We start from the raw sequence: 23999 nt of genomic DNA, 5'->3' as shown, positions 1-23999 counted from the left end.
GGGGCGGTGACCGAATCGTGTCCCGGACGGCACTAGGGTTTCTGGCCATGTGGCCAGGACAGCAGCCGCCCGGGGGAGAGCAGAACCCGCAGGCGCAGAACAATCCGTACCAGCAGCCGGGATACCAGCAGCCGAATCCGTATCAGCAGCCCGGCTACCCGCAACAACCCGACCAGCAGCCCAACCCCTACGCGCAGCAACCGCAGTGGGGCGCCCCGTCGCCCGCGGGCGCGCCCACGCCGCCGCCCGGCGGAAGCGGCTCAGGCGACGGCAACCGGACGAAGCTGATCGCGATCGTCGCGGCCATGGCCGTCGTCGTGGCCGCCGGTGTCACCGGGTTCCTGGTGCTGGGCGGCGACGATGACGACAAGGTCGACGCGGGCAAGGGCAGCGCGAGCCCCACGGTCTCCACGTCCGGTTCCGCCTCGGCCTCCGACTCCTCCTCGACCGGCACCGACGACAACCCGCGCAGCAACGAGACCGCGAAGGCGACCGTCGCCGGCTGGAAGGTCGTGGTCAACCCCAAGTGGGGCATCGCCTTCGACGTGCCGGCCGACTGGGAGGTCCAGTCCCCGACGCTCAGCCAGGGCTTCGAGTGGGAGGACAAGGAGCAGTCCGACGGCTACGACCAGATCCTCCAGGGGGGCACGGCCGAGTTCAAGTCGAAGTGGTGCTCCGTGGACTCCGACAAGGACGGCAAGACCGAGGACACCGCGCTGGCCGTGGTCGGCAGCAAGGGCGCCGAGGGGGCCAAGTCGACCGACGAGATCGCCATCAACACGCCCGCCTGGTGGGTCTTCGGCGGCTACACCGAGCCGGACAAGAAGAGCCTGACCTTCGAGAAGAAGGCCACCGCCTTCACGACCGCCTCCGGCATCGTGGGCAGTTACGCCTGGGCCCAGTCGACGAACACGCCCCAGAAGGGCAAGTGCGACAGCGACGGCAAGGCGATCACGTTCGGCTTCAAGAACTCCAACGGCGACTACGTGTCGTGGAACCTGTACGGGGCCAAGGGCGTGAAGGACGAACTCCCGAAGGCCACCATCATGCAGATCCTCAGCACCGTACGGCTGAACGGGACACCGACGCAGAACTAGCCGCCACCGGGTCACCGGCCGCGCCGCCGCTCACCGGGTCACCGGCCGCACACCGCGGAACCTCCGCGAGGACGGCCGGCCGGTGACCGGTACGCGGGTTCCCCGCGGGGCACCCGCGGCGCTGCGACGGTGCCGCCGCTGGGCCGACGCCGCTCAGCCGATGCCGAACGCACCCTCGGGTGGTTCGGGGGACGGTACGGCGTCCTCGTCCCGTACCGGGCGGGCGTCGCCGATGAAGCGGCGCAGTCCGGGGCCGTGCTCGACCCGGGCCGGGAACGCGTCGGAGGCGGTGCGGCGGGCCAGAGTGGTCACGTCGAGCGGACGGTGCGCGGCGACGAGCACCGCGTTGCCGAACCGGCGGCCGCGCAGTACGGCGGGCTCCGCGATGAGGGCGAGTTCCTCGAACACCGCCGCGAAGTTGGCGAGTTGGGACCGCAGGAAGCCGAACGGTGCCGCGTCGGCGAGGTTCGCCAGATAGACGCCGTCGCGGCGCAGGACCCGACCGGCCTCCTGGGCGTAGGTCAGGGACGTCAGATGGGCGGGGACGCGGGAGCCGCCGAAGACATCGGCGACGAGCGCGTCGGCGGAGCCGTCCGGAGCCGCTTCCAGCCAGTCCCGCGCGTCGGCGGCGTGCAGCGCGATGCCGGCTCCGGCCGGGACCGGCAGGTGCGTGTCGATCAGCTCCAGCAGCCCGCGGTCGAACTCGACGACGTCCTGCCGGGAACCCGGCCGGGTCGCGGCCAGATACCGGGGCAGGGTGAGCGCGCCGCCGCCGAGATGCAGGACGTCCAGGGGCCGCCCGGCCTCGGCGACGGTGTCGAGGACGTGCCCGAGGCGCCGCGCGTACTCGAACTCCAGGTACGTCGGCTCGTCCAGGTCGACGTACGACTGCGGTGCCCCGTCGACGGTCAGCAGCCAGGCCCGCTCCCGGTCCACGTCGGGCATCAGCTTGGCGGTGCCGTGGTCGACGGCGCGGGAGACGGGTATGGGCTCGTCGTTCACCGTCCCATTGTGCCCGCGGGCCACACCCCCGAAGGAGCACGGCCCGCAGGCCCCCGCGCACGTCGGCCACGGGCACCGGCCGCCCTCACAGCACGGCTGTCACGGTTCCCGCCCCCACGGTCCGCCCGCCCTCGCGGATGGCGAAGCCGAGACCGGGCTCCAGCGGAACCTCACGCCCCAGCTCGACGGTCATGCCGACCGTGTCCCCGGGCCGTGCGACCGGGATCCCGCCCAGGTCCACGTCCCCGACGACGTCCGCCGTACGGATGTAGAACTGCGGCCGGTAGCCGGTCGAGACGGGCGTGGTGCGGCCGCCCTCCCGCCCGGACAGGACGTACACCCGGGCCGTGAACCGCCGGCTGGGCACCACGCTCCCCGGCGCCACCACCACATGACCCCGCCGAACGGCGTCCCGGGGCACGCCGCGCAGCAGCAGTGCCACGTTGTCCCCGGCCTGCGCCTCCTCCATCGGCTTGCCGAAGGTCTCGATGCCCGTCACCACGGTCTCGACACCGGCGCCGAGCACCTGCACCTGGTCCCCCAGGCGGAGCGTCCCGCGCTCCACGGCGCCGGTGACGACCGTCCCCCGGCCGGTGATGGTGAGCACGTTCTCCACGGGCAGCAGGAACGGCGCGTCCAGATACCGCTCGGGCATGGGCACATAGGTGTCCACCGCGTCGAGCAGCGCGTCGATCGACGCCGTCCAGCGGGGGTCGCCGGCCAGGGCCCGAAGCCCCGACACCCTCACGACGGGCGCGGAGTCGCCGCCGTAGCCGTGCTCGGTGAGCAGGTCGCGGACCTCCAGTTCGACCAGGTCGATCAACTCGGTGTCGTCCCCGTCGACGAGGGCGTCGGCCTTGTTGAGCGCGACCACGATGTGGTCGACGCCCACCTGGCGGGCGAGCAGGACGTGTTCGGCGGTCTGCGGCATGATCCCGTCGAGCGCGGAGACGACGAGGATCGCCCCGTCGAGCTGCGCGGCCCCGGTGACCATGTTCTTGACGTAGTCGGCGTGGCCCGGCATGTCCACGTGCGCGTAGTGGCGGGTGTCGGTCTCGTACTCGACGTGCGCGATGTTGATGGTGATACCGCGCGCGGCCTCCTCCGGGGCCCGGTCGATACGGTCGAACGGAACGAAGGCGCCGGTGCCGCGGTCGGCGAGGACCTTGGTGATGGCGGCGGTCAGGGTGGTCTTGCCGTGGTCCACGTGGCCCATGGTGCCGATGTTGAGGTGTGGCTTGGTCCGCACGTAAGCGGTCTTGGGCATGGCTGTACCTCGAAGCGTGTCCGTAGGAAGTGGGGACCCCGGCGAACTGACCGACCCTCCCCCTGCGGGGTCCGCCGGACGATCCGGAGAGGGTCAGCTTCGGGCGCCGTCGACAGCGGCCACGAGGAGCGGGACGGCAGCCTTCGGCGTATCCGCGACCGCGGATGCTGCGAGGAGGAAGGCGTACCGGAACATGGTGCCGATCATCGCCGACGGTTCGTTCGGCGTCGAATGGTTTTCACCGGATGGGAAGGGTTACGGTCCTGATGACCGACATCAGCACGACACAGTCGTGGGAGCGGTGGTGGGAGCTGCTGCCGCAGGGGGTCCGCGAGCAGGTCGACGGGTACGTCCTCCAGGACGCCCTGATGCCGGCGATCCGCACCGTCTGGGTGGCCGGACGGGCTCGCGGCGTCGGCCTCCACGAGGCGCAACTCGTCGTCCACGAGCGCTATCTGCACCACGGTGACCGGATCGCCCGCACCCCCGACGATCCACTGGACCTGGACTCGCTCGGCGCCCGCGCGGCCGGCGCGCCTGGGCGGGTCGTGGCGATCGAGGTCGTCTGGGACGGGGACACGGTCCACGACTGGTTCGTGATCCTGTACGCCGTCACCGCCGACCCCGAGGGCGAGCAGGCGCTCGCCACCGTCTACCGCCGCACGGCGGAACGACACCTCGACGGTACGGACCCCGCGCTGCACCACCCCTGCGCGGCCGTCGCCGACAAGGTGGGCAGGGCCCTGGCCGCGCGTCTGTCGGTCCCCTTCCACTTCGCGAGCCCGCACACCCCGGACGACGAGGCACCCCGCCTGCGGCCCGCGTGAACCGCTAGGCCGTGTCCCCGATGTTCTTCAGTGCCTCACGCACCGTCAGCGGCGCGAGGCGGTCCCGCTCGCGGGTGACGAAGGCGCGGACGGCCGCCGGGTCGGTCTTGGCGTATTCGCGCAGGGCCCAGCCGATGGCCTTGCGGATGAAGAAGTCCGGGTGGCCGGACCGGCGCAGGCAGTGGGCGAAGAGACGGTCGGTGTCGGTGCGTTCCTTGTAACGGAGCTGGTGGAGCAGGGCGGTACGGGCGACCCACAGGTCCTCGTCGGCGATCCAGACGTCCATGTCCGCGCCGAGCCGGGGGTCGGCCGCGACGAGCGTGCCGACCACGTGTGCGGCGAGCAGGTCGACCGTGTCCCACCAGGACGTCGTGGTCACCAGTCGGCGTGCCACGGGCAGGAACGCCGAAGACAAGCGTGGCGCGTACCGGCGCAGGTAGTCGACGGCGAAGTAGTGGTACTCGCGCTGTGGCAGCGCCCAGCAGCGCAGCGCGATCGCCGTGCAGTCGGCCTCGTCGGGGCGGGGCGTGCCCGCCAGGACGGTGCGGGACAGCGCCCGGCGGGCGGGAGTGGGGAGGCCGAGGAAGGGGGCCACGTCCTTCATGTACGCGCGCATGGCCGCCGCCCGGCCCGGGTCGGCCGCGGCGCCGTACGCGGTCGTCAGCCGCTCCAGCACGATGTCGGCGAGAACGCTGTCCGGCACGCCGATCGCGTCCGCACCTGTGACCGTCATGAGACGAACCATACGGCGATCACACATGTCCGTCGGTTAGTGTCGCGGGATGCTCGATGCCACCACCCGCTCTGGGGGCACCGCCACGGCCACTCCCCGGGCCACCGCCACGGAGCTCGTCGTCCCCACGCTCGCTCCCGTGCCCGTCATCGCGTCCGTCGCCCCGGCGGTCGCCGCACCCGGCGGCCTCGCCGCGCGCTGCGCGAGAGTGCTGCGCTCGCCCTGGTCCCGTTTCGCGCTGCTGGTCACGCTGCTGGCGGCGGCCGCGTCGAGCGTGCTGCTCTTCGAGCCGCAGAAGCTCCTCTCGGACGGCTGGCCACCCCAGTTGGGCGGTGTCACGGCGGCCGCGGTCTTCGCGGTGGCGTACGGCCTGTGCACGGTGGCGTTCGTGCCCCGACCGCTGCTGAACCTGGCCGCGGGCGCCCTCTTCGGTTCGCAGTGGGGCGTCGCCGCGGCGCTGGCGGGCACGGTGCTGGGGGCCGGGATCGCCTTCGGACTCGGCCGGGTCCTCGGGCAGGACGCGCTACGGCCGCTGCTGCGCGGACGGCTGCTCAAGGCGGCGGACGGCCAGCTGAGCCGGCACGGCATGCGCTCGATGCTGGCGGCCCGGCTGTTCCCGGGGGTGCCGTTCTGGGCCGCGAACTACTGCGCCGCCGTCTCCCGCATGGGCTGGCCGTCCTTCCTGGTGGCGACCGCGCTGGGCTCGATCCCGAACACCGCCGCCTACGTCGTCGCCGGGGCCCGTGCCTCCTCCCCGACCTCGCCGGCCTTCCTGATCGCCATGGCCGCCATCACCCTGCCGGCGCTGGTCGGCGCGGTGGTGGCCTGGCGCAAGCGCCACCACCTGCGCCGCCCGTAGCCGTCCGCGGCCGTCCGCTTCGCGGCCCCTGGCGTCGGCCGGCTACACGGATTCCAGCACCATGGCGTTGGCGAGCCCGCCCGCCTCACACATCGTCTGCAGGGCGTAGCGGGCGCCGCGTTCCCGCATCGCGTGGACGAGCGTCGTCGTCAGCCGGGTGCCGCTCGCGCCGAGCGGGTGTCCGAGCGCGATCGCGCCGCCGTGCACATTGACCTTGTCGAGGTCCGCGCCGGTCTCCTGCCGCCAGGCCAGGACCACGCTGGAGAAGGCCTCGTTGACCTCGAAGAGGTCGATGTCGTCGAGCCGTAGCCCGGCCCGGCGCAGCACCTTCTCGGTCGCCGGGATCACGCCGGTCAGCATCAGCAGCGGATCCGAGCCGGTGACGGCGAAGCTGTGCAGTCGGGCGAGCGGGCGCAGACCGAGGCGGGCGGCGGTCTCGCCGGAGGTGATCAGCACGGCCGAGGCGCCGTCGTTGACCGGGCTCGCGTTGCCCGCGGTGACGTTCCACTCGATCTGCGGGAAGCGCTCGGCGAACGCCGGGTCGTAGTAGGCGGGTTTGAGGCCGGCGAGGATCTCGGGGGTGCTCCCGGGCCGGACGCACTCGTCGCGCGAGACGCCGTCCAGGGGCGCGACCTCGGCGTCGAAGAGCCCCTGTGCCCAGGCCTCGGCGGCCTTGCGGTGCGAGGAGACGGCGAAGCCGTCCATCTGCTCCCGCGTGATCGACCACTTGGCGGCGATGAGCTCGGAGCTGATGCCCTGCGGGACGAGTCCCTCCGGGTAGCGCGCGGCGACGCCGGGGCCGAAGGGGTCCTTGCCGGGCGGCACGTTGGACCACATCGGCACCCGGCTCATCGACTCGACACCGCAGGCGACGACGAGGTCGTAGGCCCCGGACATGACGCCCTGGGCCGCGAAGTGCACGGCCTGCTGGGAGGACCCGCACTGCCGGTCGACGGTGGTCGCGGGGACGGTCTCCGGGAAGCCCGCCGAGAGCAGCGCGTAACGGGTGGTGTTCATGGCCTGCTCGCCGACCTGGTCGACGGTGCCGCCGATCACGTCGTCGATCAGCGCGGGATCGACACCGGAGCGGTCGACGAGGGTGCGCAGGGTGTGGGCGAGGAGTTCGACGGGGTGGACGTGGGCGAGGGAGCCGTTCGGCTTGCCCTTGCCGATCGGGGTGCGTACGGCTTCGACGATGACTGCGTCACGCATGTGCGATGCCTCCATGACGAGCACGAGCAGGGAAACTACCGGTGAGTAGGAAATCCGGACTCACCATAACCCCGAGGGTTGGAAAATCCAACCGACCTCGATTTGTTTTTCCAACCCTCCCCTAGACTGACCGCCATGGCCGCCTCCAAAGATCCGCGCCCCTGCTCGATCGCCGACGCACTCGCCCTCGTCGGCGAGAAGTACTCCCTGCTCGTCCTGCGGGAGGTGTGCCTGGGCAACACCCGCTTCGACCAGCTGGTGCGCAACATCGGCGCCCCGCGCGACGTCCTGGCCACCCGGCTGCGCCGCCTCGTCGACGCGGGAATCCTGACCAGGCGTGCCTACAGCGAGCGGCCGCAGCGCTTCGAGTACCGGCCCACGCAGGCGGGGCTCGAGCTGGAGCCCGTCCTGATGACCCTCATGGCGTGGGGCGACCGCCATCTCCGCGAGGACGACGACCGCCCCATGGTGCTCGCGCACGTCTGCGGCCACGAGCTGGCCCCCGTGGTCACCTGCGCGGCCTGCGGCGACCAGGTCCGCCACGAGGACGTGAGCGCCCACCCGCAGGCTCCGGGCTGGACGGTGGCGGGCCCGTCGGCCGCCTGAAGCCGCCCCGCGCAGACGCGCGGGCGGTGTGGATGGTGCGGGCGGCGATGGCGGGGTGTGCGCCGGGAGCGCGACCGCACCAGCGGACAGCAGTCACGGGACGTCCCTCAGACACCCAGCTTCCGGATCTGCGCGGTGACCAGATCCGCCGGTACCTCCGCCGCGGAGCCGGTGCCGGCCGCGGTGAAGAACAGGACGACCGTGGAGCCGCTGCGCACGACCACGAACGCGTCCGCGCTGTCCCCCTGGGTCTCGAGGCCGAAGGCGACCGCTTCGTCGCCCGCGTCGGGGACGGTGGCCGCCTTGGCGGTGGTACGGGCGGGCACGCCTCCCTCGTAGGCGGTGCACTTCTTCAGGGCGGTGCGGAGGCCGTCGAGGATGCCCTCCGCGTCGGACCCGTCGTAGGCCATGAGGCCGATGGTGGTGGCGGAACCGGCGGTGGGGCCGGCTCCCCCGAAGGCGAGGAGGCCGACGAACGCCTTGGGGCCCGGGTCGGGCGACGCGGTACGCATGTTCTCCAGCGGCTGGCAGTCCGCGGGCCGGGCGGTGGAATCGCCGTCGGGCTTCACGGGGAAGTCGGTGATCTGGTAGCCGTCCACGTCCCCGCCGACCAGCGCGGCGGACTTCAGCTGAGCCTCGCCGAGCGGTTCCGCGGGCGCCTCCGGCGCGGCAGCCGAGGCCGATCCGGATCCGGATGAAGACCCCTGTGCCGCCGCGGAATCCGTGGCCTTCGCATCGGAATCGCCGCCACCGCCTCCGCATCCGGCCACCAGCACCGCCGCGCACAGGGCCGCCGCCGTCACTCTGATCCGCACCCGCTGACTCCCCGCTCTCGACATCGGTCGATTGGATCATTCCGGCAGGGAAGCCGCAGGAATACCACGGAAACTACGTCAGCCGATCCCCCGTGCGCTGATGACCCGGGGCTACGGCAGCGCGTACACGTCCAGCCATCCGCACATCCCGAACGTGCCGTGGGACGAGGGCTGTTCGGCCCGTACGGCGGCCTCGGCGAGGTAGGACACATCGCCGTCCGCGAGCCGGTCGAGCTGCTCGCCCGTGGCCTGCGCGGCCGCCCGCGCACCGCGGAGCCAGCGCTCACGCCACTCGGCGAGCCGGGGCTCCACCAGCGCGGCGGCCGACCGGTGGAAGGCGACCAGAGCGGCCGGACCGTCCGCCGCCTCGCGCAGCGCGCGGTAGCCCTCCAGCGCGAGGTCGCGCCGGGCACGGACGATCCGAGCCTGCTCCTCCCGGGGAGCGTCGGCCGGGATCACGGTCGCGGCGGCGTACGTCTCGGGGTCGGTGAGGTACTCCGGCGGCAGGGTGAGCACGGCGTCACCGGCCTCCGGCAGCCCGCTGTTCTGCATCAGCACGGTGATGCGCAGGTCGTCCGCGTCGACCAGTCGGTGGATGGTGCCCGGCGTGAACCAGGCGACCGTGCCGCGTGCGAGCGGTGTGACCTCGTACCCGGACGCCGTCAGGGTCTGCACCGCGCCGCGCCCGGCCGTGACGACGTATCCTTCCGAACACGTCAGGTGCATATGGGGAGTTCCGCCGTGCAGACCGTCGGCGGCGGGCCAGTCGTACACGCGCAGGTGCGAGACGGCGACCCCGCCGGGCAGTCCCCCGGGCTCGCTCACCACGGATGTGCCTCCAGGTACTTGGCGATCTCCTCCCGCTCCCAGGCACCGTCGGCCACCACCACGCGGTAGCGGCGGGTGAGCGTGTCGCCGGGGGCGAGCTCGAGCTCGTCGAAGAAGGACCAGGACGGGGCGATGCCCGCGAAGGGCTCGTTGCGGACGAACCAGTGTGCGGGGTGGGCCCCTCGGGCGCCGGAGTGGTCGTTCTCGGGGGCGTGCGCGAAGACGACGGTGGCGTGACCGTCGGCGCCGTCGTGCTCACCGGAGAGGGCCAGCCAGGGGCTCTGCGAGGCCATCAGCCCGGGGCCCTCCCCGTCCGGGCCGATGATCCGGCCGTCACGGAACGCGCGCGGGCCACGCCAGAACAGGCCTGTGTATCCGGCCAGTTCGCGCCCGGCGGTGGTCGGGCTGCCGAAGCGGAGCGGCTCGTCCCTGCGGTTGGTGACGGCACTGGTCCAGGTCAGCGCCCAGGAACCGGCGTCCGGGTCGACGTCGTGCACCTCGATCCGGCGCGCCTCCTGCGCCCACAGCTCGCCGCTGTGCGGATGCCAGGTCAGCCGCTCGGCGATGACGACCCGGCCGCCGGCCACCGACACCTCGTCGAAGCCGACGTGCGCCATCGAACCGACCCGCTCGGGGAGTTCGAGATACCCCTCGCCGTGCACATACGAGTTGCCGCCCCACAGGTTGGCGCCCGAGAGGTGCGAGGCGGTCAGTGACAGCCCCTTGTGCCAGCGATGGTCGTTGGGCCGGTAGTCGGTGACGACGTCACCGGCGAGCGTCCGCAGCGGGTGGATGTACGGCCTCGGCGCCTCCCACGCCGCCTCGGGCCGGTAGACGTAGGCGAGCAGCTCGACGCCGGTGGCCGGGTCGGTCACCGTGACCCGGTCGCCGTGCGCGTGCACGAGCCGCAGGTCGCCGGTCACGCCGGCACCTCCGCGTTCGTCGCCGCGCTCGTACCCGTACCCGTACCCGTATTCGTCCCCGTACCCGTACCCCTCTCGGTCGCCGTCCCCATCGCGACCGTCGCCGGTGCCCAGCCGGGGGCGCCGCCGTGCAGGGCCGTGTAGTACGGGTCACCCGGCCCGATCTCGCCCCGTCGCACCGTCGTGTCGGTGAACGCCGACTTGTACAGCGCGCTGATCAGCTCCAGGCTGGTGCGCCCGTCCGCGCCGCTGCTGCGCGGCCGGCGGCCCGCGCGCATGCTCGCCACCAACTCGCGCAGCTGCGCCAGGTGCGAGCTGGGGACGTCTGCGCCGAAGTCCTGCCAGGCCGCTGCCAGCTCACCGGAGACGTCCGGGGCGGGCGTGATGTGCCAGTTGGCGTTGGAGTGGCCGTAGAGGTGGGTGAGTTCGACGGTGGCACGCTCACAGTCGATACGGATCCGGCTGACCTCGTCGGGACTCAGGACGCTGTTGACGACCGTCGCCATGGCCCCGCTCTCGAAGCGGACCAGGGCGGTGGAGACGTCCTCCGTCTCCACGTCGTGCACGAGCCGGCCAGCCATCGCGCGCACCTCGCTCCACGGACCGAGGAGGTCGAGCAGCAGGTCCATCTGGTGGATGCCGTGGCCCATCGCCGGGCCTCCGCCCTCGGTCCGCCAGCGCCCACGCCAGGGCACGGCGTAGTAGGCGGTGTCGCGGTACCAGGTGGTCTGGCAGTGCGCGACCAGCGGCCGCCCGAGGGCCTGCTCGGCGAGCAGGCGCCGTACATGCCGGGTCCCGGATCCGAAACGGTGCTGGAAGACGATCGAGGAGTACGGCCCCGCCGCCGCGCCCTCCTCCGCCTGCACGGCGTCGTAGTCGGCGAGGGTGGGCACCGGCGGCTTCTCGCACCACACCCAGGCGCCGGCGCGCAGCGCCGCCACGCTCTGCTCGCGGTGCAGGGTCGGCGGGGTGCAGATGGTCACCAGGTCGGGGCGCTGCTCCGCCAGCATCCGCTCCAGGTCGGTGTAGGCGTGCGGAACCCCGCTCTCCGTGCAGAAGGCCTCGACGGCGGTGGCATCGATGTCAACGGCCGCCACGACCTCGGCCTCGCCCTCGGCGGCGAGCTGCTGGAGTGCGGGCAGATGGGAGCCGCGCCCGATCGCGCCGATACCGACGATGGCGGCCCGGACGCGGCGGCCGGCGAGCGCGGGCAGCGGAGTGGATGGGGGCATGGGCGTGATCAGCACTCCTCCGACGTACGGCCGAACGGCCGGGCGGGCCAGCAACCGAGGGGGAAGCGTGCAGTACCTGCACACAGCAAGCGCTTTCCCATCGGCAGCAACGTATGCGGCGGCCGGGCGGCCGGTCAACCATGGGGACACCTCTCCGGCGCGCCGATCCGCACGTGAGCCGCCTGCGGGCGGGTGCGGTGGGGCCGGGCGCGTGCGCGTCGTGTGAGGGATTCCTGTCGCTCGTGGGGAGGGGGCGAGAGTCGTCGGTGCGGGAGCTCACGCGGCGCCTGCGAAACCCCTGTGCCGGGCCTGTCACCCGGGAACGCTACGCTTCCCCCCGGCACACACCTGATCACCTGATCATCGCGCGCGACGGGCCGACCGTCGCCGTCGCCCTCCCCGATCGGCACTTGGACTCCGTAACCTCATGTCTTGGTTTGAATCCCTCATCCTCGGACTCGTCCAGGGGCTGACCGAGTTCCTCCCCGTCTCCTCCAGCGCGCACCTGCGGCTGACCGCGGCGTTCTCCGGCTGGAAGGACCCCGGCGCCGCCTTCACGGCGATCACGCAGATCGGCACGGAAGCCGCGGTGCTGATCTACTTCCGCAAGGACATCGGCCGGATCATCTCGGCGTGGAGCCGATCGCTGTTCGACAAGACGCTGCGCAAGGACCACGACGCCCAGATGGGCTGGCTGGTGATCGTCGGCTCGATCCCGATCGGCGTGCTGGGCGTGACGCTCAAGGACCAGATCGAGGGCCCGTTCCGCGACCTGCGGATCACCGCCACGATGCTCGTCGTCGTCGGCATCGTGATCGGCGTCGCCGACCGGCTGGCGGCCCGCGACGAGACGGGCGGGAAGCACCGCGCGCCCAAGCAGCGCAAGAACCTGGAGAACCTGGGCGTCAAGGACGGCCTGATCTTCGGCCTCTGCCAGGCCTGCGCGCTCATCCCCGGCGTCTCGCGTTCCGGCGCCACCATCAGCGGCGGCCTGTTCATGGGCTACAAGCGCGAGGCCGCGGCCCGCTACTCCTTCCTGCTGGCCATTCCGGCCGTACTGGCCTCCGGTGTCTTCGAGTTGAAGGACGCGGTCGAGGGCGGTCACGTGGCCTGGGGGCCGACGATGTTCGCGACGGTGATCGCCTTCGTGTCCGGATACGTGGTCATCGCCTGGTTCATGAAGTTCATCAGCACCAAGTCCTTCATGCCGTTCGTCTACTACCGCGTCGTACTCGGCATCGTGATCATCGCCCTGGTCGCGACGGGTTCACTGAGCCCGCACGCGGCGGAGTCGGCGGGCTGACCGGTACCGCTCCACACCCCCCGGGGCTGCGCGCCGCCGCACGGATCGGCCTTCCCGTCCGAACCGGCCGGGGGGCCAACGGAGTTGATCGATCAGCCGTGACCAAGCCCATAACCGCGCGCGTAGCCGTCCGGTAGCGCAGTGTCAGTGCTTGCGCCTAGGCTTGGCCCATGTCCCCCAACTCTGTGTCCTCTGGTTCCGTGCGGTCCGCTGCCGAGTTAAATGAGCGGATCCGGGCCCTTTGGCTGCGCGCGGGCGGTTCGCTCTCCGCCCAGGAGCGGGCGGAGTACGAACTGCTGGTCGTGGAGTGGGCCATCGCGATCCGCGGCGAGGTCGTCAAGGCGGCCTGAGCCCCGGACTCCCCTCGCCCACGCCCGACCCCTCGCCTTCCGGCCTTCCCCCCTTCTCCTGCTCCCCCGTGCCGTCCTTTGCCCTCCCGTGTCGCCCCACGTCGGGACCGCTACCGTCCGTTACGCTCGCCTCGCCACAACGGTCGCTATCTTCATGGAGGGCACGACGGCGAGGATCAAGCGTGAGCGCCTCGTCAGAACGCTGACGTTCTGGCTGCGTCCCGCCTTCGCGTTGCGCGTCATCAACCGGTTTCAGAAGATCGTGGGTTTCGACCGGTCGATGGCCCTGGCGTCCAGCGCGCTGACCGCACTGGTCCCGCTCTCCATCCTCGTCGGCGCCGTGTTGAGCAGCTTCGTGCACTACGACGCCGCGGAGCAGATCATCAAGCGCTACCACCTCACCGGCGCGGGCGCGACGGCCGTCAGCTCCCTCTTCTCGCCCGCGGAGGAGAGCAGTGCGAGCGTGGGCGTCTTCGGAGCCGTGTTCCTCATGATCTCCATCCTCAGTTTCGCCCGGGCCGCACAACGCCTCGTCGAACAGACATGGGAGCTCAGCCCGCTCAGCGTGCGCAACACCCGTAACGGCCTGTGGTGGGTCCTCGGCCTGGGCGGCTACGCACTGTGCACCGCCTCGCTCACCGCGCTCCTCGGCAAGGGCGAACTGGGACTGGTCGCCTCGGTGTGCGAGGTACCGGTGACGGCCGTGTTCCTCGTATGGAGCGGATGGCTCCTGTCGGCGAAGCGGGTCGGCTGGCGGGACCTGGTGCCCTTCGGCGTCACCGCCGCCGTCCTGACGGCGGCCTATTCGGTGGGCGCGGCCGTCTACATGCCGCGGCTGTTCAACTCCTACGCCGAACGCTACGGCGTGGTGGGAGCGGTCTTCGCGATGATCTCCGCGCTCTTCGCCGCCATGCTGGTCATGGTCGGATCGTCGGCGCTGGGGCGCGAGGTACGGGACGAACTCGACCGGATCCGTCAGGGTCACCGCCCCTCCGACCACGAGGTCCGCCGGCAGTGGGACACCCTGGTCGAGCAGACCCGGTCACGGTGGCGCACGGCACGGGGGCAGATCTCCCGCCGTCAGAACCATCAGACCGATCAGGACCGACAGACCGAGAACCCCGACCGCTGAGAGCCCGGCAGCGACCTGAACGGGGCCCCGCACGGGGCTCGGACAGAGCCCGGACCGCCCGGCCGACGCCGCCGGCCGCCCCGGCGTCGGTTACCGCCGATTACCGGTGAGGCTCCCGCCACGGGCAGGATGGTGACCATGACCGAGATCCACACCCCCCGCCTCCTCCTCCGCCGCTGGACCGACGACGACCTCGTGCCGATGGCCGAGATCAACGCCGATCCGCACGTCATGCGCTGGGTCGACGACGGGTCGGTTCTCGACCTGGAGCGGACGGCGGAGGCCATCGAGCGGTGGGAGGAGGAGTGGGACGAGGAGGGCTTCGGACTCTTCGCCGTGGAACTGCTCGGCTCGGGCGAACTGGCCGGCTTCACGGGCCTGTCCGTGCCCGAGTTCCTGCCGGAGGTGCGGCCCGACGTGGCGATCAGCTGGCGGTTCGGATCCCAGTTCTGGGGTCAGGGGTACGCGTCCGAGGCCGCCCACGCGACGCTGGAGTTCGCCCTCCAGGATCGCGGCCTGGACCGCGTCATCAGCATCAACCGGATCGGTGACGACGCGTCCGAGAACATCAGCCGCAAGCTGGGCATGACAGCGGAACGCGAAACGGCGCACCCGGTGCACCGCTTCGCGTTGCACGTCCACGCCATCGACCTCACCGAGTTCGATGGGTGACTGAGCCTCGTACGGGGAGCGCGTCCTGCCGGGCAGGGGCGCGGGCATGGCGCATCGCGCGGCGTTCAGCGGAGACGGACGGCCAATCCTCACCGTCACGTCGTCCCCTGCCCGACGACCAGCCGTCCGCGGTGGTGGTGTGACGTCCGCCCCGAAGAGCCCGGTGATGCGCACTCTGCTTCCCGCGACGGGGCCCAGCCCGGGACACGACAGGTCGGGACGCCCCCCGAGACGTCCTCCCGCGCCCTCTCCGACCCCGGCCTTCCGACGGACGTCATGCACCGATACCTGGACGACGCGGGAATCCCTCGCTGAGATCACCGCACCGAAATACCGGATCGTTCCCGCACGGAGCTTGGCTGAGCAGCCCTCATGCCCAACACTCGGGCCATGACGCAGCGTGTGGAACTCGCCGCAGTGATGGACCGGCTGGCCGTGGACGGGTTGGTCACCGACTATGCGGTGGCGGTCGACGACGGTGACTGGACCGCGTACCGGGAACTGTTCACGTCGGACGGACGGGCGGACTACCGCTCGGCCGGTGGTATCGAGGGCGACGCCGGGAACGTCGCCTCATGGCTCGCGGAGACCATGCGGGTGTTCGCGATGCGGCAGCACCTCATCGTCAATCGCCAGGTGCGCTTCGGGGTTCTGGAGCAGGACACGGGCGACACGGCCCGGGTCCAGGCCGACTACGTCAACCCGATGCGGTTGGCCGCGGCCGACCACGACGACTCGGCGGACGGTGCGCCGGACTTCGTCTGCGGGGGCAGGTACTCCTTCGGTCTGCTGCGGACCGACGACGGGTGGCGGGTGCGTGAGGTCGTCGTCCGGGAGAAGTGGCGGCGACTCACCGGCTGAGACACAAGCGGCAAGTACCGGGCGGAAGCTTGAGGCGGAGGCGGCAGCGCCTCACGACGGCCGGGTCGAGAAACTTCCCCTGTCGGAGATCGTCCGACGCGCGCACACTGGAGGAGCCCCTGAGCGGGTAGGGAGGTGCCGTATGAAGACGTTCGGACTGTGGCTCACCTCCCCCTGGCGGCGTTCGGCCGTCGCGGCTCTCGCGGGCGCGCTGCCCGTGCTCGCGTTCCCCGCGCCGGCCCTGTGGTGGTGGGCCTATCTCGCGCTCGTCCCGTGGATCCTGCTCGCCCGCTCCGCACCGACGGGGAGGCGGGCCGCGTACGACGGATGGAGCGGCGGGTTCGGTTTCATGCTGGCCATGCACCACTGGCTGCTGCCGAGCCTGCATGTGTTCACCCTGGTGATCGCCGCGCTGCTGGGCGCCCTGTGGGGCCCGTGGGCGTGGCTGGTCCGCCGGTTTCTCAGCGCGGACCTGATCCCCAGCCGCGGGCGGGTGTTCGCCGCGCTGCTGGTCCTGCCCTCGGGCTGGCTGGCGATCGAGCTCGTCCGCTCCTGGCAGGGGCTCGGCGGGCCATGGGGCATGCTCGGGGCCAGTCAGTGGCAGGTGGAGCCCGCGTTGCGGCTCGCCTCCGTCGGCGGGGTGTGGCTGCTCAGCTTCCTGGTGGTGGCCGTCAACGTGTCGGCCGCCGTCCTGGTCTCCGTTCCGGCGTCCCGGGCTCCGGCCGTCGCCGGTCTGGTGGCCACCGCGGCCACGGCCTCCGCCGCGTGGATGTGGGCGCCGCGCCCCGACGCCGACGGGCAGGCCCGGATCGCCGTCGTGCAGCCGGGGGTGATCGACGGCCCCGACCGGCGCTTCGACCGCGAGGAGCAGTTGACCCGGCGGCTGGTCGGGCGGGACGTGGACCTGATCGTGTGGGGCGAGAGCAGCGTCGGTCACGACCTCGACGACCGGCCCGACCTGGCCCGGCGCCTTGCGGAGTTGTCCCGCGTCACCGGCGCCGACATCCTCGTCAACGTCGACGCCCGCCGCTCCGACCGGCCCGGTATCTACAAGAGCTCGATGCTCATCGGGTCCGAGGGCCCGACCGGCGACCGGTACGACAAGATGCGGCTGGTGCCCTTCGGGGAGTACATACCGGCCCGCTCCCTGCTCGGCTGGGCCACCTCGGTCGGCAAGGCGGCCGGTGAGGACCGGCGGCGCGGTACCGAGCAGGTCGTGATGGACGCCGGGCACGGGCTGCGCATCGGGCCGATGGTGTGCTTCGAGACGGCGTTCCCCGACATGAGCCGGCACCTGGCCGGGGACGGCGCGGACGTGCTGGTCGCGCAGTCGTCGACCTCCTCCTTCCAGCACAGCTGGGCGCCCGCGCAGCACGCCTCGCTGGGCGCGCTGCGCGCCGCGGAGACGGGGCGGCCGTTCGTCCACTCCACCCTCACCGGCGTCTCGGCCGTGTACGACGCGAGTGGCCGGCGGACGGGCTCGTGGCTGGGCACGGAGGCGAGCACGACGGCCGTCTACGACGTCCCGCTCGCCGACGGCGTCACCCCGTACGTCCGCTACGGCGACTGGCCGGTCCACGGAGCCCTGCTGGTGCTGCTGGCCCTCGCGCTCACGGAGGGCGCGCGGACGGTCAGGCTGCGGCGGACTGCTCCCGCACCGCTCGTACCACCCGCTCGCACAGCTCATGAGTCGCCAGCGCGTCCCGGGCGCTGAGCACCTTGCCCGCGCGCACGGCGTCCAGGAAGGCGAGCACCGCCTGTTCGATGCCGCGCTGTCGGGCCACCGGCACCCAGTCGCCGCGCCGCCGCACAGTGGGCTGCCCCTTGTGATCGATCACCTCGGCGAGGTTGACGACCTGACGCTTGGTGTCCTGCCCGGACACCTCGAGGATCTCCTCGTTGGAACCGCTGAGCCGGTTCATCACGCCGAGCGCGGTGAAGCCGGGGCCGGCGAGCTGGAGGACGACGTGGTGCAGCAGGCCGTCCTCGACGCGGGCGCGCACGGTCACGTCGTCGACCGGGCCCGGCGCCAGGAAGCGCAGCGTGTCCACGACGTGGATGAAGTCGTCGAGGATCATCGTGCGCGGCTGCTCGGGCAGCCCGACCCGGTTCTTCTGCATGAGGATCAGCTCGCGCGGATGGTCGGCGCATTGCGCGTAGCCGGGCGCGAGGCGTCGGTTGAAGCCGACGGCGAGGGACACGTTCCGCGCTTCCGCGAGCGTGACGAGCCGCTCGGAGTCGGCGAGTTCGTACGCGAGGGGCTTGTCCACGTACGTCGGGACGCCCGCCTCCAGCAGCCGGGAGACGATCTCGGGGTGGGCGACGGTGGGCGCGTGCACGAAGGCCGCGTCGAGGCCGACGGCGAGGAGCGCGTCGAGGTCGTGGTGGCGCTGCTCGCGGGGCAGGCGCAGGCCGTCGGCGACCCGGTCGAGGGTGGCCGGTGTGCGGGTCTGGAGGTGGAGCTCGATCCCGGGCAGCGCGCCGAGCACCGGCAGATACGCCTTCTGCGCGATGTCGCCGAGTCCGATGCAGCCGACCTTCACGGGCGCTCCCTCGCTACCTGTCCCACACGGCCCGGCCCACTACCAGGCCGACCGTGTACGGCAGCATACGGCGAGGTGGCCCGACGGCATGCGGCGGGCTTCGCCCTGGCCGAGCTCTCCCGCGGTCGGAGCAGGTTCACCGACGAGCCGTTCAGCCTGCGCCGGATCTACACCCACGTGATCGAGGAGTACACCCGTCACCACGGCCACGCCGACCTGATCCGGGAGCGCATCGACGGTTTCACCGGCGAGTGACGTCAGCGCGGGCGGGCCCGCTCCCTCGTACGGGGTACGAGATCACCCGTGCGGGGCAACCTCCGCTGCTCCGCTGTTGCTCGGGCGGGCGGAACCAGCAGAGTTGCGCGGGTGCATCGAACGACGACGACTACCGCAACGCTCCTGGTCACCGTGGCCGTCTCGGCCCTCGCGGGATGCGTGACCGTCCAGCGCCCGGCCGTACCCGGCCCCGTCCTGGCACCGTCCCAGCCGCCCGTGCCGCGGCCGGAGGGGCGGGCCGGGGTGCAGGTCGTCCAGGCGCCCGCCCGGGAGGCACTGGAGATGGTCGGGCCGTCCCGTGAGCCGAAACCGGATGCACCGACGGCTCCGGCACAGCGGCGGCCAACGGCGGCACTGCCGGGGGCCGGGGGCGCCGGACAGCAGCCCTCGTCCCGCTCCCGCCCGCACCCCCGGCCGTCTCACCCGGAGGTCCGGCGGCACGGGCTGCCGCGCGTGGCGATCCCGGACATCGAGAAGGAGGTGCGCAGGAACGCCGACGTGTGCGCGCTCGGCAGGACGTACGGCGGATGGCAGGGCGACAGCCCGGAGGCGGCGATCTGCGAGCAGGCCTACGGGCGGTGAGGGTTCAGGTGCCGTGGCCGTCGGGAGACGACCGCCTCACCGGTCTCACCACTCCCGCGACGACGGCCTCGCCGCTCTCACCACTCCCGCTCCCACTCGCCCCGTCCCTCCCAGTCGCCTTCGCCTTCGCCCGGCCCCAGTCTCAGTTCCATCCGGCTGATCGCCGCCCGTACGCCGTCCCCGTAGCTGTCGTCCCTCAGTGCCACGGCCGCCGTACGGGCCCTGCGTACATGGGTGCGGGCGGCCTCGGCGCGGCCGAGTTTGACGTAGTCCGCCGCCAGGTTGAGGTGCAGCGACGGATAGAGCGCCCGCACCTCGACCGAGCCGACGTGCTCCTCCGCCGCCGTCAGCGCCCGCAGGTCCCACGCCAGCTCGTCCGAGGGGTCGTCGTGGGTGTCGGCCAGGTAGTGGGCGAGGGTGCAGCGGTGCAGCGGGGCGCCGCCCTCGCCGAGCTCCGTCCACAGGTCGAGGAGGCGGCGCCGGGCCTCCTCGCGGTCTCCCCCGTGGTGCAACATCACGACCTGCCCGATCCGCGTCAGCAGGGCGTCCGGCACCGTCTGCCCCTGTCGCTCCGCCACCACGGCCTCCTTGCGTCGTTGCGACGACGCTAGCCGCAGGCATCCGCAATCCCGGTCAGGCGGCACCGTGCCGGTCCGCGGAGGAACCGGCCCGGCGGCAGGCGGCACGTGCCGTCACCCGAGGTCGGGCCGGGTCGGGTGGCTACGGGTCAGGCCTGGTCGGCCAGGTTCGGGACGGTCCAGTCGATCGGCTCGTGGCCCTGCTGTGCCACCGCCTCGTTGATCTGCGTGAACGGGCGGGAACCGAAGAACTTCTTCGCCGAGAGCGGCGAGGGGTGGGCGCCCTTGACCACGATGTGCCGGGTCTCGTCGATGAGCGGGAGCTTCTTCTGCGCGTAGTTGCCCCACAGGACGAAAACGGCCGGGTCGGGCCGGTCGGCCACCGCGCGGATCACCGCGTCCGTGAACTTCTCCCAGCCCTTGCCCTTGTGCGAGTTCGCCTCGCCGGAGCGGACCGTGAGGACCGCGTTCAGCAGCAGGACGCCCTGCTGTGCCCACGGCATCAGGTAGCCGTTGTCCGGGATCGGCGTGTCCAGCTCCGCGTGCAGCTCCTTGTAGATGTTCCGCAGGGACGGCGGGATCTTCACTCCCGGCCGCACCGAGAAGCACAGGCCGTGCCCCTGGCCCTCGCCGTGGTACGGGTCCTGTCCGAGGACGAGCACCTTCACCCGCTCGTACGGCGTCGCGTCGAGCGCGGCGAAGACCTCCTCGCGCGGGGGGTAGACGGGACCGGCCGCCCGCTCCCCCTCGACGAACTCCGTCAGCTCCTTGAAGTAGGGCTGCTGGAGTTCGTCGCCCAGAACCCCGCGCCAGGACTCGGGCAGCATGGCGATGTCGGTCACGTCAACGTCCTTGCGTCGTGCGGTCACTTGTAGAGCACAGAACCTACAGGCGACCACTGACAACCGGCCCCGCGGACCGGTTCGCCGACCGGCTACCAGCTGGTCTTGCGCGTCAACTCCCACATCATCATGATCGTCGACGGGTCCAGGGACCGCTCGCCCCCCGACACGTCCTCGGAGGAGGCCAGGTACTGCTTGCCCTGCCACAGCGGCAGCAGCCGGGCGTCGTCGACGAGGATCTGCTGGGCCTCCTCGAAGTCCTGCACCACGTTGGCGCGGTCGCTCTCGCCGCGGGAGCGGGGCAGCAGCACCTGCGTGATCTCCTTCGCCGGGTAGGGCGTGCCGAGCGCGTTCTGATCGCCGACGAAGGGGGCGATGAAGTTGTCCGCGTCGGGGAAGTCCGGGGCCCAGCCGCGCCCGAACACCGGGTACTCGCCCTTCTGGTAGCCGACCACGTAGGTGTTCCAGGGGCGGCTCTTCAACTTGACCGAGAACAGGCCCGAGGCGTCGAGCTGCCTCTTGATCTCCTTGAACTCCAGGGCGGTGTCGGAGCCGTAGCGGTCGGTGGTGTACCAGAGGGTGAGCGGGACGGTCTCGGTGATGCCCGCCTCGGTGAGGATCTTGCGCGCCTTGGCCTTGTCGGGGTCTCCGAAGGAGTCGAAGAAGCCGGTGGTGTGGCCGGTCAGGCCCGACGGGACCATGGAGTACAGCGGCTCGACGGTGTCCTTGTAGACCTCGTGGGCGATCGCGGCCCGGTCCACGAGCTGGGCCACGGCCCGGCGCACGGCGACCTTGTCGGACCACGGGTCCTTGGGGTTGAACACCAGGTAGTTGATGTTGCTGCCGGCGCCCTCGATGAGCTGAAGGCCCTCGTTGGCGGCGGTCTTGCCGTCCAGGTCGACGATGTCGTCGGCGGCGAGACCCTGGTAGGTGATGTCGATGTCCTTGCTGCGCAGGGCCTTGACCATCTCGCCGGAGTCCTGGAAGTAGCGGATGGTCACCGCGTCGTTCTTGCGGTCGGCGAAGCCCTTGTAGTTGTCGTTCCGTACCAGTACGGCCTGCTTGCCCTCTTCGTAGGACTGGAGCCGGTACGGTCCGGAACCGACGATGCCGTCGTCCTTGCGCAGGGCCTTCGCGGAGTAGTCCTCGGGGTCGACGAGGGACATGCCGGGGGTGGCGAGCACGAACGGGAAGGTGGCGTCGGGCTTGTTGAGCCGGAAGAGCACCACCTGGTCGCCCTTCGTCTCGACGCTGTCCAGGCTGCCCAGGAGTCCGTTGGGGCCGGTTTCGGCGTTGATCGCCCTTATTCGGTCGATCGAGTGCTTCACGGCGTTCGCGTCCAGCTTGTCGCCGTTCGAGAACTTCAGGCCGTCGCGCAGTTCGCACTTGTACGTGCGGTTCGAATCGTCCGTGAAATCACAGGACTTGGCGGCGTCCGGCTGGGGACTCGTCGCTCCGTTGGGGTAGCTCAGCAACGTCTGGTAGATGTTGCGGAACAGTTCCCAGGAGCCGTCCCAGGCCGCGGCGGGATCGAGCGTGCTGGGAGCACTGGTGGTGCCCACGACGATCGGTCCGGCATCGTCGGAGCTCTCCTCTCCCAGGAGGCTGCATCCGGCCACCAGGGATATGGACACGATCGCCGCCATCTGCTGCAAGGATCGGTTCCGGTTGAACACGCGCACGCTCCTCGATCTGCCATGCCAAGGGTTGGCAGACCATACCGCAGCCCCACGCGCCGTGAACCCGCACCCTTGCAGCATTCTTGATCACTTCGGGGTGACGACGTTGTCATCGCCCGTTCGCGGCCCGAACGACGACACGGGCGCCGTTTTCGTCAAGAAAACGGCGCCCGTGCCGGTGTCGCATTCAAGCCGGGCCGGGATCAGCCCACGCCGGCGTTGAGGAAGATCCCGCCGTCGACGACGAGCGTCTGGCCGGTGATCCAGTCCGACTGCTCCGAGGTCAGGAACGCGGCGGTGCCGCCGATGTCGGACGGCACACCGAGCCGGGCGAGCGGGTAGGCGGCGGCCGCCTCCTCCTCCCGGCCCTCGTACAGAGCCTCGGCGAACTTCGTCTTCACCACGGCCGGGGCGATCGCGTTGACCCGCACGCGCGGCGCGAACTCGTGCGCCAGCTGCTGGGTCAGGTTGATCATCGCGGCCTTGCTGACGCCGTACGCGCCGATGAAGGGCGAGGCGGAGAGGCCCGCGACGGAGGCGATGTTGACGATCGCGCCGCCGTTGTCCTTCTGCCAGGCGTGCCAGGTCCGCTGCGCGAAGCCGAGCGCGGAGACCACGTTGGTCTCGAAGACCTTGCGGGCCACGTCCAGGTCGAGGTCGGCGATCGGCCCGAACACCGGGTTCGTACCGGCGTTGTTGACCAGGAAGTCGACGCGCCCGAAGGCCTCCATGGTGCGCTCGACGGCGGCGGCCTGGTGCGCCGGGTCGTGCGCCTTGCCGGCGACGGCGATGACCCGGTCGGCGCCGAGCCGCTCGACGGCCTCCTTGAGCGCGTCCTCGCCCCGGCCGGTGATGCAGACCCGGTCGCCGCGGGCGACGAGCGCCTCGGCGACGCCGTAGCCGATGCCGCGGCTGGCGCCCGTGACGAGGGCGACCTTGCCGGAGAGTGCGGGCAGTTCAGTCATGTTCGTGATCCCCAGTGCTCCCTAGTGGCCTTTAGTCGAGCGGTCCGCCGGCGACGTACAGCACCTGGCCGGAGACGAAGCCGGCGGCCTCGTTCGTGAAGAAGGCGATCGCGTTGGCGATGTCGTCGGGCTCGCCGACGCGCGCGACCGGGATCTGGGTGGCGGCCGCGGCCTTGAACTCCTCGAAGCCCATGCCGACCCGGGCGGCGGTCGCGGCGGTCATGTCGGTGGCGATGAAGCCGGGGGCGACGGCGTTGGCGGTGATGCCGAACTTGCCGAGCTCGATGGCGAGCGTCTTGGTGAAGCCCTGCAGACCGGCCTTGGCGGCGGAGTAGTTGGCCTGGCCGCGGTTGCCGAGCGCCGAGGAGGACGACAGGTTGACCACCCGGCCGAAGCCGGCGTCGACCATGTGCTTCTGGACGGCCTTGGTCATCAGGAACGAGCCGCGCAGGTGCACGCCCAGGACGGTGTCCCAGTCGGCGACGCTCATCTTGAACAGCAGGTTGTCGCGGAGCACGCCCGCGTTGTTGACGAGGATCGTCGGCGCGCCGAGCTCCTCGACGATGCGTGCGATCGCCGCCTCGACCTGGGCCTCGTCGGAGACGTCGGCACCGATCGCGACGGCCTTGCCGCCCGCCGCGGTGATCTTCTCGACGGTGTCCTTGCAGGCGGCCTCGTCGAGGTCGACCACGGCGACCGCACGGCCTTCCGCGGCCAGCCGTACGGCGGTGGCGGCGCCGATGCCGCGCGCCGCGCCCGTGACCACGGCGACCCGCTGCTCAGTGGTGGACATTGCTGGTTCTCCTCGCCCTTGA

Annotated in this window: 26 protein-coding genes; 12 read left to right on the top strand and 14 right to left on the bottom strand. The window is 71.5% G+C overall.

The window, feature by feature from the left end; genetic code table 11:
* Positions 1-47: 47 nt before the first annotated feature.
* Positions 48-1097 carry a hypothetical protein gene (locus tag OHU34_RS35570; RefSeq protein ID WP_405770158.1) on the top strand — a complete coding sequence of 350 codons (1050 nt, stop codon included), beginning with the start codon at positions 48-50 and terminating at the stop codon, positions 1095-1097.
* 153 nt (positions 1098-1250) lie between these two features.
* Here the strand turns inward: OHU34_RS35570 and OHU34_RS35565 are convergent, their stop codons facing one another.
* A complete protein-coding gene (locus OHU34_RS35565) occupies positions 1251-2042 on the bottom strand; it encodes a spermidine synthase (protein ID WP_142269948.1) in 792 nt (263 codons plus the stop codon).
* 142 nt (positions 2043-2184) lie between these two features.
* The gene (gene tuf, locus OHU34_RS35560; RefSeq protein WP_142269229.1) at positions 2185-3366 is read right to left on the bottom strand and encodes an elongation factor Tu; all 1182 of its coding nucleotides are present in this window, start codon (positions 3364-3366) and stop codon (positions 2185-2187) included.
* Positions 3367-3632: 266 nt separating this feature from the next.
* Here tuf and OHU34_RS35555 point away from each other — a divergent pair, with 266 nt between their 5' ends.
* The gene (locus OHU34_RS35555) at positions 3633-4193 is read left to right on the top strand and encodes a hypothetical protein (RefSeq protein WP_200840041.1); all 561 of its coding nucleotides are present in this window, start codon (positions 3633-3635) and stop codon (positions 4191-4193) included.
* 4 nt (positions 4194-4197) lie between these two features.
* Here the strand turns inward: OHU34_RS35555 and OHU34_RS35550 are convergent, their stop codons facing one another.
* Positions 4198-4926, bottom strand: coding sequence for a DNA alkylation repair protein (locus OHU34_RS35550; protein ID WP_405770154.1), 729 nt, complete (start codon positions 4924-4926; stop codon positions 4198-4200).
* A gap of 49 nt (positions 4927-4975) precedes the next feature.
* Here OHU34_RS35550 and OHU34_RS35545 point away from each other — a divergent pair, with 49 nt between their 5' ends.
* Positions 4976-5785 carry a TVP38/TMEM64 family protein gene (locus tag OHU34_RS35545; protein ID WP_142269231.1) on the top strand — a complete coding sequence of 270 codons (810 nt, stop codon included), beginning with the start codon at positions 4976-4978 and terminating at the stop codon, positions 5783-5785.
* Between the two features lie 42 nt (positions 5786-5827).
* Here the strand turns inward: OHU34_RS35545 and OHU34_RS35540 are convergent, their stop codons facing one another.
* The gene (locus tag OHU34_RS35540; protein WP_142269232.1) at positions 5828-6997 is read right to left on the bottom strand and encodes a thiolase family protein; all 1170 of its coding nucleotides are present in this window, start codon (positions 6995-6997) and stop codon (positions 5828-5830) included.
* A gap of 135 nt (positions 6998-7132) precedes the next feature.
* Between OHU34_RS35540 and OHU34_RS35535 the strand changes: the two genes are divergently transcribed.
* Positions 7133-7603, top strand: a complete 471-nt coding sequence (locus OHU34_RS35535; RefSeq protein WP_142269233.1) for a helix-turn-helix domain-containing protein — start codon at positions 7133-7135, stop codon at positions 7601-7603.
* 107 nt (positions 7604-7710) lie between these two features.
* Here OHU34_RS35535 and OHU34_RS35530 read toward each other — a convergent pair whose 3' ends face one another.
* From OHU34_RS35530 to OHU34_RS35515, 4 genes are all read right to left on the bottom strand, one after another.
* Positions 7711-8418: a hypothetical protein gene (locus tag OHU34_RS35530; protein WP_230196512.1), complete on the bottom strand. Its 708-nt coding sequence runs from the start codon at positions 8416-8418 to the stop codon at positions 7711-7713.
* Between the two features lie 111 nt (positions 8419-8529).
* Positions 8530-9246, bottom strand: a complete 717-nt coding sequence (locus OHU34_RS35525; protein ID WP_230196511.1) for a cupin — start codon at positions 9244-9246, stop codon at positions 8530-8532.
* The gene (locus OHU34_RS35520) at positions 9240-10169 is read right to left on the bottom strand and encodes a PmoA family protein (protein WP_142269236.1); all 930 of its coding nucleotides are present in this window, start codon (positions 10167-10169) and stop codon (positions 9240-9242) included. Before OHU34_RS35520 ends, OHU34_RS35525 begins: the two co-directional genes overlap by 7 nt.
* The gene (locus OHU34_RS35515; protein WP_405770150.1) at positions 10166-11401 is read right to left on the bottom strand and encodes a Gfo/Idh/MocA family protein; all 1236 of its coding nucleotides are present in this window, start codon (positions 11399-11401) and stop codon (positions 10166-10168) included. Before OHU34_RS35515 ends, OHU34_RS35520 begins: the two co-directional genes overlap by 4 nt.
* A 427-nt stretch (positions 11402-11828) precedes the next feature.
* Here OHU34_RS35515 and OHU34_RS35510 point away from each other — a divergent pair, with 427 nt between their 5' ends.
* From OHU34_RS35510 to lnt, 6 genes are all read left to right on the top strand, one after another.
* Positions 11829-12704, top strand: a complete 876-nt coding sequence (locus OHU34_RS35510) for an undecaprenyl-diphosphate phosphatase (RefSeq protein WP_142269238.1) — start codon at positions 11829-11831, stop codon at positions 12702-12704.
* A 170-nt stretch (positions 12705-12874) separates the two neighbouring features.
* Complete coding sequence (locus tag OHU34_RS35505) at positions 12875-13054, top strand: hypothetical protein (RefSeq protein WP_405770148.1); 180 nt, start codon at positions 12875-12877, stop codon at positions 13052-13054.
* A 154-nt stretch (positions 13055-13208) separates the two neighbouring features.
* Complete coding sequence (locus OHU34_RS35500) at positions 13209-14186, top strand: YhjD/YihY/BrkB family envelope integrity protein (protein ID WP_235034719.1); 978 nt, start codon at positions 13209-13211, stop codon at positions 14184-14186.
* A 138-nt stretch (positions 14187-14324) separates the two neighbouring features.
* Positions 14325-14858 (top strand): GNAT family N-acetyltransferase, encoded by a 534-nt coding sequence (locus OHU34_RS35495; protein WP_142269241.1) that lies wholly within the window; start codon positions 14325-14327, stop codon positions 14856-14858.
* A 390-nt stretch (positions 14859-15248) separates the two neighbouring features.
* A complete protein-coding gene (locus tag OHU34_RS35490; RefSeq protein WP_142269242.1) occupies positions 15249-15719 on the top strand; it encodes a nuclear transport factor 2 family protein in 471 nt (156 codons plus the stop codon).
* Positions 15720-15861: 142 nt separating this feature from the next.
* The gene (gene lnt / locus OHU34_RS35485; RefSeq protein ID WP_142269243.1) at positions 15862-17433 is read left to right on the top strand and encodes an apolipoprotein N-acyltransferase; all 1572 of its coding nucleotides are present in this window, start codon (positions 15862-15864) and stop codon (positions 17431-17433) included.
* On the opposite strand, the gene OHU34_RS35480 is transcribed toward lnt, so the two are convergent.
* Entirely contained in the window at positions 17351-18262 is a 912-nt protein-coding gene (locus OHU34_RS35480) for a Gfo/Idh/MocA family protein (RefSeq protein WP_142269244.1), read from the bottom strand. The two genes, lnt and OHU34_RS35480, sit on opposite strands and share 83 nt — an antisense overlap.
* A 75-nt stretch (positions 18263-18337) precedes the next feature.
* On the opposite strand from OHU34_RS35480, the gene OHU34_RS35475 reads away from it, so the two are divergent.
* Positions 18338-18517: a DUF664 domain-containing protein gene (locus tag OHU34_RS35475; protein ID WP_405770141.1), complete on the top strand. Its 180-nt coding sequence runs from the start codon at positions 18338-18340 to the stop codon at positions 18515-18517.
* A 111-nt stretch (positions 18518-18628) separates the two neighbouring features.
* A complete protein-coding gene (locus OHU34_RS35470) occupies positions 18629-19120 on the top strand; it encodes a hypothetical protein (protein WP_230196505.1) in 492 nt (163 codons plus the stop codon).
* A gap of 77 nt (positions 19121-19197) precedes the next feature.
* On the opposite strand, the gene OHU34_RS35465 is transcribed toward OHU34_RS35470, so the two are convergent.
* From OHU34_RS35465 to fabG, 5 genes are all read right to left on the bottom strand, one after another.
* Positions 19198-19698, bottom strand: a complete 501-nt coding sequence (locus OHU34_RS35465; protein ID WP_230196504.1) for a hypothetical protein — start codon at positions 19696-19698, stop codon at positions 19198-19200.
* A gap of 149 nt (positions 19699-19847) precedes the next feature.
* Positions 19848-20540, bottom strand: coding sequence for a uracil-DNA glycosylase (gene ung, locus OHU34_RS35460; protein WP_020132836.1), 693 nt, complete (start codon positions 20538-20540; stop codon positions 19848-19850).
* 92 nt (positions 20541-20632) lie between these two features.
* Complete coding sequence (locus OHU34_RS35455) at positions 20633-22216, bottom strand: ABC transporter substrate-binding protein (protein ID WP_142269246.1); 1584 nt, start codon at positions 22214-22216, stop codon at positions 20633-20635.
* 206 nt (positions 22217-22422) lie between these two features.
* Positions 22423-23184, bottom strand: a complete 762-nt coding sequence (locus OHU34_RS35450) for an SDR family oxidoreductase (RefSeq protein ID WP_142269247.1) — start codon at positions 23182-23184, stop codon at positions 22423-22425.
* A 31-nt stretch (positions 23185-23215) separates the two neighbouring features.
* Positions 23216-23977 carry a 3-oxoacyl-ACP reductase FabG gene (gene fabG / locus OHU34_RS35445; protein WP_054240370.1) on the bottom strand — a complete coding sequence of 254 codons (762 nt, stop codon included), beginning with the start codon at positions 23975-23977 and terminating at the stop codon, positions 23216-23218.
* Positions 23978-23999: the final 22 nt, after the last annotated feature.

The organism is Streptomyces sp. NBC_00080 (assembly GCF_045041255.1).
Lineage (GTDB): Bacteria > Actinomycetota > Actinomycetes > Streptomycetales > Streptomycetaceae > Streptomyces > Streptomyces coriariae.
The sequence above is the reverse complement of the archived record's forward strand: the minus strand, read 5'-3'. Positions and strand labels throughout refer to the sequence as shown.